Origin of the sequence: Streptomyces sp. NPDC093111, from assembly GCF_040683955.1 — a bacterium.
In the GTDB taxonomy this organism is placed as follows: domain Bacteria; phylum Actinomycetota; class Actinomycetes; order Streptomycetales; family Streptomycetaceae; genus Streptomyces.
This window is the reverse complement of sequence record NZ_JBFBNW010000006.1, coordinates 369784-386033: the sequence shown is the minus strand read 5'-3', so window position 1 is coordinate 386033 and position 16250 is coordinate 369784. Positions and strand designations below refer to the sequence as shown.

The following is a 16250-nucleotide window of genomic DNA, read 5'->3' as shown; positions in this document are numbered from 1 at the left end:
GTGCACCGGGTTCCACCCCCGTTTCCGTGTCAGACCCCGGGGATCGCCCGGGCCTTGAACGCGGCGCGGACCGCGTCCGCCGCGGCCGGGCCGTACATCCGCTGGGCCGTCGCGATCGTCTTCGTCGCCGCGTCCGAGAAGGAGGTGTCGGGCGCGAAGCCGAACTGCGCGTTCACGATGATCCGGTCGGCGGTCCGGGCCCCGAGCGCGCCGCGGATGTCCCACAGGGCACGGGACCAGATCTCGCCGTCCGCGTGCACCTCGCCGACCCGGTCCGCGTACGTCTTGTCGCCGTCGACGCGGCGCAGACAGTGCGGGGCCGTGCTGTACGGGACGGAGTCCCAGTCGCCGACGCAGGCGAGGTCCGTCTTCACCGGCCAGCCGTAGCGGGCGGCGGCGTGGCTGCCGACCTCGACGGCCAGGTAGTCGCCGAACGCCTCACCGATCGCGCCCCCTTCGGGGGAGCTGCCGAAGCCGGGGACCTGGGCCTCGTGCACGGCGTGCCCATACTCGTGGACGATCACCTCGGCGTCCTCGGAGTCGTCGACGCCGCCCTTGCCGAAGCGGATCTCGTCCTTCTTGTCGGTGAAGAAGGAGTTGTCCGAGCCCCACTGGTTGAGCCGCACGGCCTGCGGGCGGTCGTTGGCGCCGGGCAGTTCGGTGCCGAAGCCGAGGCCCTGGAGGTACTCCTGGGACTCGTTGACCCAGAAGTAGGCCATGACCTGCTCGAACTGGTCGTCGCGCCGGTTGTACGCACCGGCGTCGGCGACCTTGGCGGGGGCGCCGGTCTCGGACCTGATGTACGCCCAGCGCCCGGAGAGTCCGCCGCTGCCGTCGAGGTTGCGCAGCGCGGCGGTGGTGTAGGCGGAGGCGGGCACCGCGTCGGCGGCGTCCTTGGCGTCGGCGAGCGTCTGGTCGCCGGAGGACTGCACCGGGTTGACCATGAAGATCCGTGCCTGCGGACCGCTCGCGGCGGGCGCGGGTGTGGCGGCCGTGGCCGTCGTGAGCGAGGCGGTCAGCGCCACGGCGGCGGTGGCCGCGGCGATCAGGCCGCGGGTTGTGCGGCGTGCCATCAACGTCCTCCTGATGGGGGGATGTGAGGGGGGTGGCGTGGTGCGGGCGTGATCATCGCGCAGGGACGGGGTCCGCGTCGAGGGTCAGGGCGGGCCGGGCTTCGCGGGCGAGACCGTGGGCGAACTCCGGCCACCAGGCGCCGGCGGGCGGGTCGACGACGCCGTACTCGGGGTCGACGGGGCCGCCGGTGCCCCGGGTGCAGCTGCCGTCGGACTCGCCGATGATCTTCACGTACAGGTAGGCGTCGGCCAGCGGGACGCCGGTGTCGGCGGTCGGGCGCGGGCCCATGCCCCGGCCGGGCGGGTTGCACCAGGTCTCCGGGTCGGCGTACGTGCCGGCGGCGGGGGTCCAGGGGCCGCGGCCGTTGCGGCTGGTGTCGACGACGAAGTGGAGGAGCTCGGTGCCGGCCGGGCTGCCGGTGGACTGGTCGTACCAGGCGTCGGTCCAGTGCCAGGTGGTGGGGTCGGCCGCCGAGACCGCGTTGCCGGGCGCGCCGTCGTTGGGGGCGGCGCCGGAGTAGTACTGGCTCGCGCACCAGTCGGTGTGGCCGCGGGCCCAGTCGGGGCCGCGGGTGGCGAACCAGACGCACTTGGAGACCCAGGTGCCGTAGCGGGTGAGCTGTTCGGTGGGCTGGAAGTTGGAGACGTTCAGGGAGAAGCCGTCGGCCTTGCCCGCGCCGGCGTCGATCAGACGCCGGGCGATGTCGCCGACGGCCTTCCACTGGCTGTTGCCCGCGTCGAGGTAGACGGCGGTGCCGGGGTGCCGCTTGAGCGTCGTGACGGCGAAGTCGAGGTCGGCGAGGCGGGCGGCGGTGAGCGCGCCGGTGGGGTCGATGTTCCCCGCGCAGTCCTTGGGCAGGGCGGCCAGGCCGTCGGGTTCCAGGATCACCAGCGCGGGGCCCTCGCCGATGCCGTCGGCGAGGCCGCCGATCCAGTCGCGGTAGGCCGCCGAGGAGGGGGCGCCGCCGCTGGAGTAGAGCCCGCAGTCACGGCCGGGGACGTTGTACGCGACGAGCACGGGGACCTGCTGGGCGGCGCGCGCCCGCGTGACGAGGGCGCCCGCTCCGGCGCGCACGCCCTCGGGGGTGCCTCCGGTGAACCAGGCGGCCTGGGGCAGCGCGGCGAGCCGCCGCATGTTCGCGGCGTCGGCGGCGCTCCCCGCGCCTCCCGCCTCGTCGAGGACCGCCTGCCGGGCGGCGCCGCTGTCGGGGTCGACGTAGAACCGGGTGGCGGTGGTGAGCGGCCCCTCAGGTGCCGCTCCCCCGCCGGGGGACTCGGCCGAGGCCACCGGGGCGACGGCGGTCCAGGCCGCGCAGACGGCGAGCGCCGCGGCGAGTGCGGCGGAACGCCGTCCGCGCATCCGGAACTTCATGAGGGCCTCCCGTGGTGCGGTCCCTCGCAGCGTAGGCGGCGATGATCAACCAGGGGGCCGGAACCTTTCGTTCAGTCCGGATTCAGTCCGGATTCAGCGCGGAACACATTCCCGAACAAAATCCGAACGCAATCCCGAACATATTCCTGAACGCAATCGCGGACACCCTCCCGGCGCCCCTCTCGCACACAATCCCGGACGCATTCCCGAACGCCGCCCGAAACCGCGTCCGGAACACGCCCGCGATTCAGTCCCGCCGACTGCTCTCGTCCCTGAGCCAGGTGTCGAAGTCCCGCGCCTTGATGGCCTTGCGCGCGCCCCTGCGCGCCGCGAGCGCCGCCGAGAGGAAGACGAGGACGGCCGGCAGCAGCAGGGGGTCGGCGCGCAGCAGGGCCCGCAGGTCGGAGACGCCGGTACGGGCCGAGGGCGGCGCGGCGGGCTCCGGAGCCGCCTGCCGGTCCCCGGCCGCCGACCGGGCCTGGTGGTCCTCCAGTTGGGCCGTGGACGTGGCCGCCCGGACACGGCGCCGGATCAGGTCACGCCAGGTGCGCGGCGGCCGGACGACCACGCGGGCGGCGCGGACCACGCTGCGCTCGGCCGGCCCGAAGGCGAGCGAGGCGGCCAGGTCGTCGGCCATCAGGGGCGGCAGCGCGGCGATCCGGGCGTGGCCCTCGCCGGACATGGCGATGACGCCCCGCCCGAAGAGCCCCTCGCGGACCGCCGGCAGCCGCTGCCACACCCGGTAGTACGCGCGCACCCGCCAGGAACAGCCGGTCATCGGCAGCTCCCGCTCGGGCGCCGCGGCGAGGACCTCGCCGGGTCCGGCGAGCGCGGCGGTCAGGGCGCGGACGTCCCCGGCGCCGAGCACCACGTCGGCGTCCACGTAGATCCGGGGGAAGCCCCGGGCGTGCGTGTCGCCGAGGCGCAGGGCCTCGTGTTTGGAGGGCACGGGGGTCTCGACGACCCGGACGCGCGGGCCGTGCCCCGCGGCGACGCGGGCGGTGGCGTCCGTACAGCCGTTGCACACGACGACGATGTCGAACTCCTCGTCGCCGGCGCCGTCCAGGAGGGCGTCCAGGAGGCGGCCGAGGGTACGTTCCTCGTTGTGGGCGGGGATCACGATGCTGGGCACTGGGACAGTATGACCAAGGCGTCCCACTCTTACAGTTCCTTCAAGTATCGGTAGGAGTTTCACACAACTCCTGGATGGACTGCCCTAGTTGGTCTAGATTGAGCGCTGCCGGATCCGCTGGGGCACGAACACGACTCGTCCCGGGCGGATTCAGCGTCCTGTGCGGACACCGGCCGTGGCTGGGGAGACTTGCGACCGCGGTCCGCACCGTTCAGTCAGGCGGAAGAGCCGCGCACCCTCGTCGTACCACCGCATTCTTTCCCGTGCCCGCGAGCCGCTCTCGTGAGCAGTCCCTCGGGAGGGGCGCGGTGGTCCAACAGGGTGCGCGTGAATCGCCCTTGGGGGGAATGGATGACCGTCCTGCCGGTCACGCATGAGCGGCATCGAGTCGAATCCACACATTTCGATGTCCACCGCCTGTGGTGGCGGAGGAGACACCAGATAATCCTGTTGACCGCGGACACGATGGCGGCCGCCGTCGCCGCGGCGAGCGTCCTCGGCGCGGTGGGCCGCTGGCCCGTCGTCCTCGGCCTGCCGCCGGTCTGGGTCGCCCTGATGTGCGCCCACCGGGCCTACGACCGCGGCTCGTTCGGCACCGGCGGTGAGATGTACCGCCGGGTGCTGCGCGGCGCCCTGGTGCTGCCGGCCCTGGCCGCGGTCCTCGGCTGGGGTCTGGTCCGGGATCTCGACCTGCTGCACGAGATGATCCTGGCGGCCCCGGTCGTGGCCGCCCTCACCCTGGCCGCCCGCTTCCTGCTCCGGCGCTGGCTGCGCCGCGACTGGGCGCAGGGGCGAAACCGGACCACCGCGATCCTGGTCGGACCCTCGGCGGGCGTCTCCGCGCTCCTGTCGGCGCTGTGGAACGGCGGCTCCGGCCGCACGCCCGGCCGGGTCGGACTCCCGGGCATGGACATCGCCGGCGTGTGCCTCACCGACCCCGGCCACGACCGGGGCCGTGCGGTGCTCGACAAGCTGGGCGTGCCCGTGCTCGGCGGGGTGGACGAAGTCCCGGGCGCGATCCGGGGGTTCGGCGGCTCCACCACCGTGGTGGTGCTGCCCTCGCCGGAGATCGACGCGACCATGCTGCGGGCGCTCTCGTGGAGCACGGCCGCCGCGGGCGGCGACTTCCTGCTGGCGCCGCCGTTCGGTGACGTGGCCGCCTCGCGCCTGGAGGTTCGGCCCGTCGGCGGGGTTCCGCTGATACGCCTGCGGGCCCCCCGGCTGTCCCGCTGGGCCCGGCTGCCGAAGGAGCTCGCCGAGCGCCTGTTCGCCGCCGTGCTGCTGCTCGCGCTCGCCCCGCTGATGTGCGCCGTCGCGCTGGCGGTACGGCTCGGCAGCCGCGGCCCGGCGCTGTTCCGGCAGGTCCGGGTGGGCCTGCACGGCAAGCAGTTCACCATGTTCAAGTTCCGGACGATGCGGCCCGACGCCGAGGCGGTCCGGGACGAGCTCGCGCACGCCAACCACAACAGCGACGGCCTGCTGTTCAAGGTCCGCGACGACCCGCGGATCACCCGGGTCGGCGCCACCCTGCGCCGCTACTCGATCGACGAACTGCCCCAGCTCCTCAACGTGCTGAACGGGCGGATGTCGCTCATCGGGCCGCGCCCGCCGCTGCCCGAGGAAGTCGCCGGATACAGCCACGAGGTCCGGCGCCGGCTGCTGGTCAAACCGGGCCTCACCGGCCTGTGGCAGGTCAGCGGCCGCTCCGACCTGCCGTGGGACGAGGCCGTACGCCTCGACCTGGCGTACGTGGACAACTGGTCGCTCGGCCTGGACGCGCTGATCCTGCTGCGCACCGGCCCCGCCGTCCTGCGCGGAACAGGGGCCTACTGATGATGAGGGGAAACCACGTGACCGACGTGAACGACGCCGACCGGCCGGACGGGCGGCTGGGGGTCGCCGTCATAGGCGCCGGCTACTGGGGCCCGAACCTGGTGCGCAACTTCCAGGCCAGCGACCGCTTCCGGCTGCGCTGGCTCTGCGACCTCGACGTCACGCGCGCCCAACGGGTCCTCGGCGGGTACTCCACGGTCCAGGCCACCGACGACTACGCGGCGGTCCTGGCCGACCCGGCGGTGCACGCCGTCGCCGTGGCCACCCCGGCCGGCACCCACCTGGACGTGGCGCTCGCGGCGCTGCGCGCGGGCAAGCACGTCCTGGTCGAGAAGCCGCTGGCCACCACGTACGCCGACGGGGCACGGCTGGTCGCCGAGGCCGCGGAGCGCGGCCTGACCCTGATGTGCGACCACACCTACTGCTACACCCCGGCGGTCGCGAAGATCCGCGAGCTGGTGCGCGAGGGCGCGCTCGGCGACATCCACTACGTGGACTCGGTGCGGATCAACCTGGGTCTGGTCCAGAAGGACATCGACGTGCTGTGGGACCTCGCCCCGCACGACCTGTCCATCCTGGACTTCATCCTGCCCGAGCACGTGGAGCCGGTCGCGGTCGCCGCGCACGGCGCCGACCCGATCGGCGCGGGCCAGGACTGCATCACGTACCTGACCCTCCAGCTGAACACCGGGGCCATCGCCCACGTGCACGTCAACTGGCTCTCCCCGACCAAGGTCCGCACCACCATGGTCGGCGGCTCCAAGCGCACCCTGATCTGGGACGACCTCAACCCCGCCCAGCGCGTCGCGCTGTTCGACCGCGGGGTGGATCTGGCGACGCCCCAGGAGCTGGGCGCGGACGAGCGCCGCGAGGCCCTCATCTCGTACCGCAGCGGCGACATGGTCGCCCCCGCGATCGGCGAGAAGGAGGCGCTGCGCAGCATGGTCGACGAGTTCGCCGCGGCGATCACGGAGGGACGGCCGCCGCTGACCGACGGCCGGGCGGGGCTGCGGGTGCTGGACATCCTGGAGGCGGCGTCGCGGAGCCTGGAGTTCCGCGGTGCCGTCGTCGGGCTGCGGACCGGTTCCGACCGGTCCCTCAAGAACGGTGACGAAGTGCTGGGAGAACGGCGTTGAGCGATATCGCGGGCAAGCGGGTCCTGGTCACCGGCGGTGCCGGCACCATCGGCTCCCATGTGACGGACCTCCTCGTGGAGGGGGGTGCGAGCCAGGTCGTCGTGCTGGACAACTTCGTGCGCGGCCGGCGGGCCAACCTCGCCCGGGCGCTGGCGAGCGGCCGGGTCGAGCTCGTCGAGGGCGACATCCGTGACGCGGCGACCGTCCACCGGGTGACCGAGGGCGCCGACCTCGTCTACCACCTGGCGGCGATCCGCATCACGCAGTGCGCGGAGGAGCCCCGGCTCGCCAACGAGGTCATGGTGAACGGCACCTTCAACGTCCTGGAGGCCGCCGCGGCCGCCGGGGTCGGGAAGGTGATCGCCTCCTCGTCGGCCTCCGTGTACGGCCTGGCGGAGTCGTTCCCGACGACCGAGCGGCACCACCCGTACAACAACGACACGTTCTACGGAGCGGCCAAGGCGTTCAACGAGGGAATGCTGCGCAGCTTCCACTCGATGTACGGCCTGGACTACGTGGCGCTGCGCTACTTCAACGTGTACGGGCCCCGGATGGACATCCACGGCCTCTACACCGAGGTGCTGATCCGCTGGATGGAGCGGATCGAGGCGGGCGAGCCGCCGCTGATCCTCGGCGACGGCACCCAGACGATGGACTTCGTCGACGTCCGTGACATCGCCCGCGCCAACATCCTGGCGGCGCGCGACGGGCTCACCGACGAGGTGTTCAACGTGGCCAGCGCCACCGAGACCTCGCTGCGCGAGCTCGCCGACGGGCTGCTCGGCGTGATGGGCTCCGACCTGGAGCCCGTGCACGGACCGGCCCGCGCGGTCAACGGGGTGACCCGCCGGCTCGCGGACACCACGCTCGCCGAGGAGCGGCTCGGCTTCAAGGCCGAGATCGACCTGCGGACCGGCCTGCGGGACCTGGTCGACTGGTGGCGGGCGGAGAAGGGCGCGACGGGGACGGACGCCGACGTGGCCGCCGCCGGGCGGGCTCCCGCGCGGATTCCCGTGATGGTGCCGTGGCTCGGCGAGGAGGAGGCGAAGGCCGCCTCCGACACGGTGCTGTCCGGCTGGGTCGCGCAGGGCCCGAAGGTCGCCGAGTTCGAGCGGGCCTTCGCGGAGCGGGTCGGCGCCCGGCACGGGGTGGCGGTCAGCTCCTGCACGACCGCCCTCCACCTGGCCCTGGTCGCCCTCGGGCTGGGCCCCGGGGACGAGGTCGTGGTCCCCTCGCTCTCCTTCATCGCCACCGCCAACGCCGTGCGGTACGTGGGCGCCGAACCGGTCTTCGCCGACGTCGACCTCGCCACCGGCAACCTCACCGCCGGCACCGTGGACGCGGTCCGCACCCCCCGTACCAAGGCCGTCCTCCTGGTCCACCAGGGCGGGGTGCCCGCGGACGTCACCAGCCTGCGGGCCGCCTGCGAGGGCTGGGGGCTGCCGCTGGTGGAGGACGCGGCCTGCGCGATCGGCTCGACCGTCGACGGCGCGTCCGTCGGGCGGGGCGCGCTGCTCGCCGCCTGGTCGTTCCACCCGCGCAAGCTGCTCACCACCGGCGAGGGCGGGATGGTCACCACCGACGACGACGCGTGGGCGGCGCGGCTGCGCCGGCTGCGCGAGCACGGGATGAACGTCTCGGCGGCCGAGCGGCACGCGAGCGGCAAGCCGGTCCTGGAGAGCTACCTGGAGACCGGGTTCAACTACCGGATGACCGACATCCAGGCCGCGGTCGGCCTCGCCCAGCTGGCGAAGCTGGACGCGATGGTGGCCCGCCGCCGCGAGCTCGCCGCCCGCTACGGGGAGCTGCTGCGGGACGTGCCCGGCCTGGAGCCGGTGCGGGACCCGGCGCACGGGGAGGGCAACTTCCAGTCGTACTGGGTGCTGCTCGCCGAGGACTTCCCGGTGGGCCGCGACGAGCTGCTCGCCGTGCTCGCCGAGGCCGGGGTGTCGGCCCGTCGGGGCATCATGGCCGGCCATCTCGAACCGGCCTACGCGGGCCACCCCGCCGGACCGCTGCCGGCCACCGAGCGGATCGCCCGCGACTCGCTGATCCTGCCCCTGTTCCACACCCTGACCGAGGAGCAGCAGGACCGGGTGGTCGCCGTTCTGCGGGAAGCGGCGGCGCGTCCGTGACCCAGCTCGTCCTCATCGGCGCCGGCGGCTTCGCGCGGGAGACCGCGCAGGCCGCCCGCGCCGCCGGCCTGCCGCTGGCGGGCCATCTCGACGACGACCCGGCGCTGCACGGCGTCGAGGTCGACGGCGTGCCCGTGCTCGGCGGCAGCGCGCTGGTGCGGGAGCTGCCCGGCGCGTCCTTCGTGGTGTGCGTCGGCAGCCCCCGCGACTACGCGTCCCGGGCCCGGGTGGTCGAGCGGCTCGGCCTGCCGCAGGAGCGTTACGCCACCGTGGTGCACCCGACCGCGGTGGTCTCGTCCACCTCGACGCTCGGCCCCGGCACGGTGCTCCTCGCCCACACGGTCCTGACGGCCGCGGTGCGGGTCGGCCGGCACGTCGCGGTGATGCCGCACACCGTCCTCACCCACGACGACGAGGTCGCGGACTTCGCGACCCTCGCCTCCGGGGTACGGCTCGGCGGCGGCGCCCGGATCGGCCGGGGCGCCTACCTCGGCGCCGGCGCGCTGGTCCGCGAGGGCACGGCGGTCGGCGCCTGGTCGCTCGTCGGCATGGGCAGCACCGTCCTGGCCGACGTCCCCGCGGGTGAGGTGTGGGCCGGTTCCCCGGCCCGCCGGCTGCGCGCCGCCGCGCCCTCGGCCCTCGCACAGCTCACGGCCGAGGGCCCCGGCCCCGCCGACGACATCGTCCCCGAGCCGGGCCGGGCGGTCGCGCCGGTCCCGCACGTCCCGCCCGTCCCGGCAAGAGGAGTGAACGGCACATGAACCAGATCCCCCTGGTGGACCTGAAGGCGGCGCACGCCGAGGTCGCCGAGGAGATACGCGCCGGCTTCGACCGGGTCCTGGCCGGGACCGCCTTCATCGGCGGCGCGGAGGTCCGGGAGTTCGAGCGGGAGTACGCCGAGTTCGGCGGCGTCGCCCACGTCGTGGGCGTCGCCAACGGCACCGACGCCCTGGAGCTGGCGCTCCGGGCGAGCGGGGTCGGCTCCGGCGACGAGGTGGTCGTGCCCGCGAACACCTTCATCGCCACGGCCGGCGCGGTCGCCCGTGCCGGGGCCCGGCCGGTCCTGGTCGACTGCGACCCCGAGACCCTGCTGATCGACCCGGCGGCCGCCGTGGCCGCGGTCGGGCCGGGCACCCGGGCCGTGGTGCCGGTCCACCTGTACGGGCAGAGCGCGGACGTGGCCGCGCTGGCCGCCGCGCTGCCGGAGCGCGTACGGATCGTCGAGGACGCCGCGCAGAGCCAGGGTGCGAGCCGGGACGGCCGGACGCCGGGCAGCGGGGGCATCGCCGCCACCAGCTTCTACCCGGGGAAGAACCTCGGCGCCTACGGCGACGCGGGCGCGGTGCTCACCGACGACCCGGAGGCGGCCGCCCTGGTCCGGGCGATCGCCAACCACGGCGGGGTCGAGAAGTACCGGCACGACGTGCCCGGCTTCAACAGCCGGCTCGACGGGCTCCAGGCCGTGGTGCTCCGGGCCAAGCTGCGCCGGCTCGCCGCCGGCAACGCGGCCCGGCGGGCGGCGGCGGCCCGCTACGACGAGCTGCTCGCCCCGCTCGCCGGGTCCGGGCGGCTGGTGCTCCCGGCCACCGCCGAGGGCAACGAGCACGTGTGGCACCTCTACGTGGTGCGGGTGCCCGGGGCCGACCGCGACGCGGTGGTGGGCAAGCTCAACGCGGGCGGCATCGGCGCCGGGGTGCACTACCCGGACCCGGTCCACCTGACGCCCGCCTACGCCCACCTCGGCCACCGCCGGGGGGACTTCCCGCACGCCGAGCGGGCCGCCGGCGAGATCCTCTCGCTCCCGCTCTTCCCGCAGATCACCCCCGACCAGCAGCAGCAGGTCGTGGACGCACTGGTGAACGCCCTGAACTAGGGCCCGCTCCCCCACCCCCGGCCGGTAGGCCTGGATCTGTACTGCCCGTGAAAGGTACAGCGATGCAAAACCGATTCCGCCGAGCCAGAGGCGCCCTGTTCGCCCTGGCGGCGGCGCTGACTGCGATCTTCTTGCCGCCGGCCGGAGAGGCGAGCGCGCTCGCCGATCCATGCGGATCGGGCAGCAATCCCATCGTCTGCGAGAACTCCAAGCCGGGCACGCCCATGTCCGACTGGTTCGCGGGCAGTTCCTGGGGCGACATCGCGGGATTCCCCACCAAGATGAGCCTGCAGGCCGGGGAGACCCTCCAGTTCAAGGTCCAGTCCCCCTCGTCCTACCGGGTCCGGATCTACCGGCTCGGCTGGTACGGGGGTGACGGCGCCCGGCTGGTCTCCACCCAGGCGCAGGCCGACCAGACCTACCCCGCCACCTACTTCACGCAGCGTCCCAGCTGTCTGAAGGACCAGCCGACGGGGCTGATGGACTGCGGCAACTGGCCGACCACCGTGAACTGGACCGTGCCGAGCGACGCGGTGTCCGGACTGTACGTGGCCAACTTCGACCAGGCCGACGGCAACGGCCTGATGCCCTACCCGTTCGTGGTGCGCAACGACGCCAGCCGCTCCGACATCGTCGTGCAGACCTCGGACCAGACCTGGCAGGCGTACAACGACTGGGGCGGCACGAACCTGTACGACGGCCAGGGGCCGGCGCCCGACGGGCGCGCGTACAAGGTCAGTTACAACCGCCCGATGGACATCGGCGGCGAGAACGGCATCTACGGCTCCGAGTTCGAGATGATCTCGTGGCTGGAGCGCAACGGCTACGACCTCAGCTACGTCTCCGGGCTGGACACGGCCACCCGGGGCGCCGCGCTGCTCGCCAACCACAAGATGTTCATGTCGCAGGGGCACGACGAGTACTGGACGCAGGAGCAGTTCACCAACGTGCTCAACGCGCGCAAGTCGGGCCAGCACCAGACGTACTTCTCCGGCAACGAGATCTTCTGGAAGACCCGGCTGGAACCGAGCATCGACGGCAGCGGCACCGCCAACCGCACGCTGGTCTGCTACAAGGAGACCAAGCTCAAGTTCCCCACGCCGAACGGCGTGCCCGACCCCAGCAACGTGTGGACGGGCACCTGGATGGACCCGGACAGCACCAAGGAGGGTGAGCCCTACCGGCCGCAGAACATCCTCACCGGCTCGCTGTTCCAGGTGAACGGCCCCCGAAACGACGCCATCACGGTGCCCGCCGCGTTCGCGAAGATGCGGCTGTGGCGCAACACCTCGGTCGCCGCGCTGACCGGCAACCAGGTGGCCACCTTCCCGCAGGGCACCCTCGGCTACGAGTGGGACAGCGACATAGAGAACGCCTCCCGGCCGGCCGGCCAGATCAGGCTCTCGTCCACCTCCGTCGACGTCAACGACGGCAACTACCTGCTCGACTGGGGCAACTACTACGGCAACGGCACCGCGACCCACAGCCTGGTCGCCTTCCGTGACCCGACCTCGCGCGCCCTGGTGTTCGGCACCGGCACCGTGCAGTGGTCCTGGGGTCTGACCAACGTCCCGACGGCCGATCCGAACGGCGGGGTGATCACCGAGGACAAGCGGATGCAGCAGGCCACCGTGAACATCCTCGCCGACATGGGATTCCAGCCGAAGAGCCTCCAGGACAACCTGGTCACGGCCCAGGCGTCCCAGGACGTCACCGGCCCCACGGTCAACGTGACCAGCCCGGCCCCGAACGGCTCGGTCCCCGCGCTGCGGCAGATCACCGTCGCCGGCACGGCGGCCGACGCGGGCGGCGTGGTCGCCCGGGTGGAGGTCTCCACCGACGGCGGCACCACCTGGAAGGCGGCCGAGGGCACCGGCTCCTGGACCTACAAGTGGACCCCGCTGACGGAGGGGCCGGTACAGCTGAAGGTCCGCGCCGTCGACGACAGCGTCAACCTCGGCGCCGTCAGCACCGTCCCGCTGACCGTGACACAGCAGCAGTGCCCGTGCACGGTGTGGCCGGCCACGGCCGCGCCCACCAAGGCCAACAGCGGCGACGGCAGCTCCGTCGAGCTCGGGGTGAAGGTCCGCAGCTCGGCGCCCGGCACGATCACCGGCGTCCGCTTCTACAAGTCGAGCGCCAACGTCGGCACCCACAAGGGCAGCCTCTGGTCCGCCGGCGGCCAGCTCCTGGCGACCGGCACGTTCACCAACGAGACCGCCTCGGGCTGGCAGGAGCTGAAGTTCGCCAACCCGGTCCCGGTGAAGGCCAACACCACCTACGTCGCCTCGTACTTCGCGCCGAGCGGCGGATACTCCTACGACGCGCACTACTTCACCGACAAGGCCGCCGGCCTCGCCCCGCTGACGGCGCTGCAGTCCGGCACCGACGGCGGCAACGGCGTCTACCGGTACGGCACCACCAGCGGCTTCCCGAACCAGGCGTCCGCGGGCAGCAACTACTGGGTCGACGCCATCCTGGAGACCGGCTCGGCCAGCACCGTGCCGCCGGTCGTCACCGGCCGCACGCCGAGCCCGGGGGTGACCGGGGTGTCGATCACGGCCCCGCTGTCGGCCACCTTCAACCAGAGCATCGACAGCGGCACCCTGCTGTTCACCGTGCAGGGCCCCGGCGGCGCCTCGGTCCCGGGCCGGGCGACGCTCGACGGGGACGGGAAGACCGCGGCGTTCACGCTCAACAGCCAGCTGGCGCTGGGCACCACGTACACGGTCTCCGTGCAGGCCGCCGACCTGTGGGGCAACGCGATGCCCGACCCGGTCAGCTGGACCTTCACGACGAGCTCGACCCCGCCGCCGGCCGCCTGCCCCTGCACCCTGTGGAGCGCGCAGACGGTCCCCTCGAAGACCGCCGAGACCAGTGACGGCAACTCCCTCGAACTGGGCACCCGCTTCCAGTCCTCGCTGAACGGCAAGGTCACGGGCATCACGTTCTACAAGGGGGCGACCAACACCGGCAGCCACACCGGCAGCCTGTGGGCCGCCGACGGCACCCAGCTGGCCACCGGCACCTTCAGCGGCGAGACGGCCACCGGCTGGCAGACCCTGACCTTCGCCACTCCGGTCACGATCACCGCGGGCACCACCTACGTGGCCTCGTACCACGCGCCCAACGGCAACTACGCCTCGGACGCCGGGTTCTTCACGGGCGCTCACCTCAACTACCCGCTGTCGGCACCCGCCGACGCCGCCGGGAACGCCAACGGGCTGTACCGGTACGGCGCCACGAGCGCCTTCCCGAACAGCTCCTACAACTCGACGAACTACTGGGTCGGCCCGGTCTTCACGACCGGCTGACCGATCGACCGCACCCACCGAAATCGGGGAACGCAGCACATGAGCTCAGTCAGCGTCGTCATCCCCTGCTACAAGTACGGCCACTTCCTGGCCGACTGCGTACGCAGCGTGCTCGACGAACAGCCCGGCCTCGACGTGCGGGTGCTCATCATCGACGACGCGTCCCCCGACGACTCGGCGGAGGCGGCCAGGAAACTGGCCGCCTCCGACCCGCGGATCGAGGTGCGGGTCCACGAGACCAACAAGGGCCACATCGCCACCTACAACGAGGGCCTGCTGGAGTGGGCGGACGGCGACTACGTCGTCCTCCTGTCCGCCGACGACCGGCTGGTCCCCGGGGCGCTCGTGCGGGCCGTGGCCCTGCTCGACTCGCACCCGGAGGCGGGCTTCGCCTACGGCAGGCCGCTGCGCTTCCGGCACGGCGGGCCGCTCCCGGCGGCCCGCACCCGCTCCACCGGCTCCGTGGTCTACCCCGGCCACTGGTGGCTGGAGCGGCGCTTCCGCGAGGGCACCGGATGCATCACCTCGCCCGAGGTGGTGGTCCGCACCAGCCTCCAGCGCAAGGTCGGCGGCTACGACCCGGAGCTGCCGCACGCCGGGGACATCGAGATGTGGATGCGGCTGGCCGCCCACGCGGACGTCGGCTACGTCGCGGGCGCGGACCAGGCCTACTACCGGGTCCACGGGAACAACATGTCCACCACCGACTTCGGCGGCCAGCTAGACGACCTGCGGCAGCGCAGGGCCGCCTTCACGGCCGTCCTGGAGAAGTGCGCCGACCGGCTCCCCCAGGCCGACCGCCTGGCCGGCCTGGTCGACACCCGGCTGGCCCGCCACGCCCTGCGGCGCGCCTACCGGGCCTACGACCGGGGGCGCACCGACGTCGTCCCGGTCGAGGAGCTGGTGGACCTCGCCCGGCAGTGGCGGCCGGACGCCGAGGCGCTGCCGGAGTTCCGGGCGCTGCGGCTGCGCCGCCGGATCGGGGCGCGCGTCATGCCGTACCTCCAGCCGCTGGTCCTGTCGGCGGTGGTCGACCGGGGCCGCGAGTGGCTCTGGTGGCGGTCCTGGAAGCGCCGCGGCATCTAGGTCTCATCAGGCCCCTCAGGTCTCCTCCGCTCTCATCGGGTCCCGCCCAAGGAAAGGCTCATCCGTGAACTACCGCGTCCAGCCCACCGCCCAGGTCGACGAGAAGGCCGTCGTCGGCGCGGGCAGCAGCGTGTGGGAGCTCGCCCAGATCCGCGAGGACGCCACGCTCGGCGAGAACTGCGTGGTGGGGCGGGGCGCGTACGTCGGCCCGGGAGTGACCATCGGCGACAACTGCAAGCTCCAGAACTACGCCCTGGTCTACGAGCCGGCCGTGCTCGGGGACGGCGTCTTCATCGGCCCGTCCGTGGTCCTGACCAACGACCACAACCCGCGGGCGGTCGACCCCGACGGGCGGCTGAAGCGGGGCGGCGACTGGGAGCCGGTCGCTGTGCGGATCGGCGACGGCGCGGCCGTCGGCGCCCGCTCCGTGTGCGTGGCCCCGGTCACCATCGGGCGCTGGGCGCTGGTCGCGGCCGGCTCCGTGGTCACCGCGGACGTCCCCGACTTCGCCCTGGTGATGGGGGTGCCGGCCCGGCGGGCGGGCTGGGTCGGCAAGGCCGGGGTCCGGCTGGCCGAGGAGCCCGGCACGCCCGGCCTGTGGCGCTGCCCCGAGACCGGTGAGCGGTACGAGGAGCGCGAGGGGCGGCTCACGGAGTACGGTGCGGCGCGCTGAGCCGCCGTCCGCGCCGCGCCACCGCGATCCGCTCGATCCACAGCGCCGCCATCACCCCGGCGAGGGTGCCCAGCGCGCCCGCGCCGGCCACGGCCCGGGTCCGGTTGGGGGGCAGCGCGACGGTGCCGGGCCGGTTCACCAGATCGACGGTGAGCAGGGTCGCGGACGGCACGCGCTGCGCGGCCTGGAGGGCGTTCAGGTGCTTCCCGTACACCCCGATGATCAACTGGACCTGGCGGTCCGCCTCTTCGGGCCGGGACTGCTCCGACTCGACCTGGAGGGTGGGGATCGAGTAGTACGGGGTGGCACTGGTGCCGCTGTTGCGGGGCGTGATCCGGTAGGTGCCGCGCACCCCGGCGGCCCGCAGCTCGGCCTGCCCGGCGGGCGACTGGAGCTGCTGGACGACGGCGTACGACACCAGGGCCAGCGAGGGCTGGAGGTTGGTCAGCTGATTGGGCTGGTTGCCGGTCCGCGGCGGCTTCACGACCAGCACCGCCGAGCTCTGGCAGCGCGGCGCGGGCCGCAGCGCCGGGTAGCAGGCGGCGCCGGTGAGGAGCATGGCGAGGACCAGGACGTACCAGCGGCGCAGCAGCACGCGGGCCAGTCCTTCGGGAGTCAGCACG

Annotated in this window: 12 protein-coding genes; 8 read left to right on the top strand and 4 right to left on the bottom strand. The window is 73.3% G+C overall.

Features of this window, described 5'->3' with window-relative positions; all coding sequences use genetic code 11:
- Nucleotides 1-29: 29 nt before the first annotated feature.
- From AB0Q96_RS13165 to AB0Q96_RS13155, 3 genes are all read right to left on the bottom strand, one after another.
- Entirely contained in the window at nucleotides 30-1073 is a 1044-nt protein-coding gene (locus AB0Q96_RS13165; RefSeq protein ID WP_365324672.1) for a M4 family metallopeptidase, read from the bottom strand.
- A gap of 52 nt (nucleotides 1074-1125) precedes the next feature.
- Entirely contained in the window at nucleotides 1126-2445 is a 1320-nt protein-coding gene (locus AB0Q96_RS13160) for a glycoside hydrolase family 6 protein (RefSeq protein ID WP_365324670.1), read from the bottom strand.
- A gap of 247 nt (nucleotides 2446-2692) precedes the next feature.
- Nucleotides 2693-3577, bottom strand: coding sequence for a glycosyltransferase family A protein (locus AB0Q96_RS13155; RefSeq protein WP_365324669.1), 885 nt, complete (start codon nucleotides 3575-3577; stop codon nucleotides 2693-2695).
- A 450-nt stretch (nucleotides 3578-4027) separates the two neighbouring features.
- Between AB0Q96_RS13155 and AB0Q96_RS13150 the strand changes: the two genes are divergently transcribed.
- From AB0Q96_RS13150 to AB0Q96_RS13115, 8 genes are all read left to right on the top strand, one after another.
- Nucleotides 4028-5410, top strand: a complete 1383-nt coding sequence (locus AB0Q96_RS13150; RefSeq protein ID WP_365324667.1) for a sugar transferase — start codon at nucleotides 4028-4030, stop codon at nucleotides 5408-5410.
- Nucleotides 5411-5427: 17 nt separating this feature from the next.
- Nucleotides 5428-6546 carry a Gfo/Idh/MocA family oxidoreductase gene (locus tag AB0Q96_RS13145; RefSeq protein ID WP_365324665.1) on the top strand — a complete coding sequence of 373 codons (1119 nt, stop codon included), beginning with the start codon at nucleotides 5428-5430 and terminating at the stop codon, nucleotides 6544-6546.
- Nucleotides 6543-8681 carry an aminotransferase class I/II-fold pyridoxal phosphate-dependent enzyme gene (locus AB0Q96_RS13140; RefSeq protein WP_365324663.1) on the top strand — a complete coding sequence of 713 codons (2139 nt, stop codon included), beginning with the start codon at nucleotides 6543-6545 and terminating at the stop codon, nucleotides 8679-8681. The genes AB0Q96_RS13145 and AB0Q96_RS13140 overlap by 4 nt, the downstream gene beginning before the upstream one ends.
- Nucleotides 8678-9442: an acetyltransferase gene (locus tag AB0Q96_RS13135; RefSeq protein WP_365324661.1), complete on the top strand. Its 765-nt coding sequence runs from the start codon at nucleotides 8678-8680 to the stop codon at nucleotides 9440-9442. Before AB0Q96_RS13140 ends, AB0Q96_RS13135 begins: the two co-directional genes overlap by 4 nt.
- A complete protein-coding gene (locus AB0Q96_RS13130; RefSeq protein ID WP_365324659.1) occupies nucleotides 9439-10554 on the top strand; it encodes a DegT/DnrJ/EryC1/StrS family aminotransferase in 1116 nt (371 codons plus the stop codon). Before AB0Q96_RS13135 ends, AB0Q96_RS13130 begins: the two co-directional genes overlap by 4 nt.
- A gap of 62 nt (nucleotides 10555-10616) precedes the next feature.
- Nucleotides 10617-13868: a DUF4082 domain-containing protein gene (locus AB0Q96_RS13125; RefSeq protein ID WP_365324657.1), complete on the top strand. Its 3252-nt coding sequence runs from the start codon at nucleotides 10617-10619 to the stop codon at nucleotides 13866-13868.
- A gap of 39 nt (nucleotides 13869-13907) precedes the next feature.
- Nucleotides 13908-14954 (top strand): glycosyltransferase, encoded by a 1047-nt coding sequence (locus AB0Q96_RS13120; protein WP_365324655.1) that lies wholly within the window; start codon nucleotides 13908-13910, stop codon nucleotides 14952-14954.
- 64 nt (nucleotides 14955-15018) lie between these two features.
- Complete coding sequence (locus AB0Q96_RS13115; protein ID WP_365324653.1) at nucleotides 15019-15627, top strand: acyltransferase; 609 nt, start codon at nucleotides 15019-15021, stop codon at nucleotides 15625-15627.
- On the opposite strand, the gene AB0Q96_RS13110 is transcribed toward AB0Q96_RS13115, so the two are convergent.
- The gene (locus tag AB0Q96_RS13110; protein ID WP_365324651.1) at nucleotides 15602-16249 is read right to left on the bottom strand and encodes a hypothetical protein; all 648 of its coding nucleotides are present in this window, start codon (nucleotides 16247-16249) and stop codon (nucleotides 15602-15604) included. The two genes, AB0Q96_RS13115 and AB0Q96_RS13110, sit on opposite strands and share 26 nt — an antisense overlap.
- Between the last annotated feature and the right edge of the window lies 1 nt (nucleotide 16250).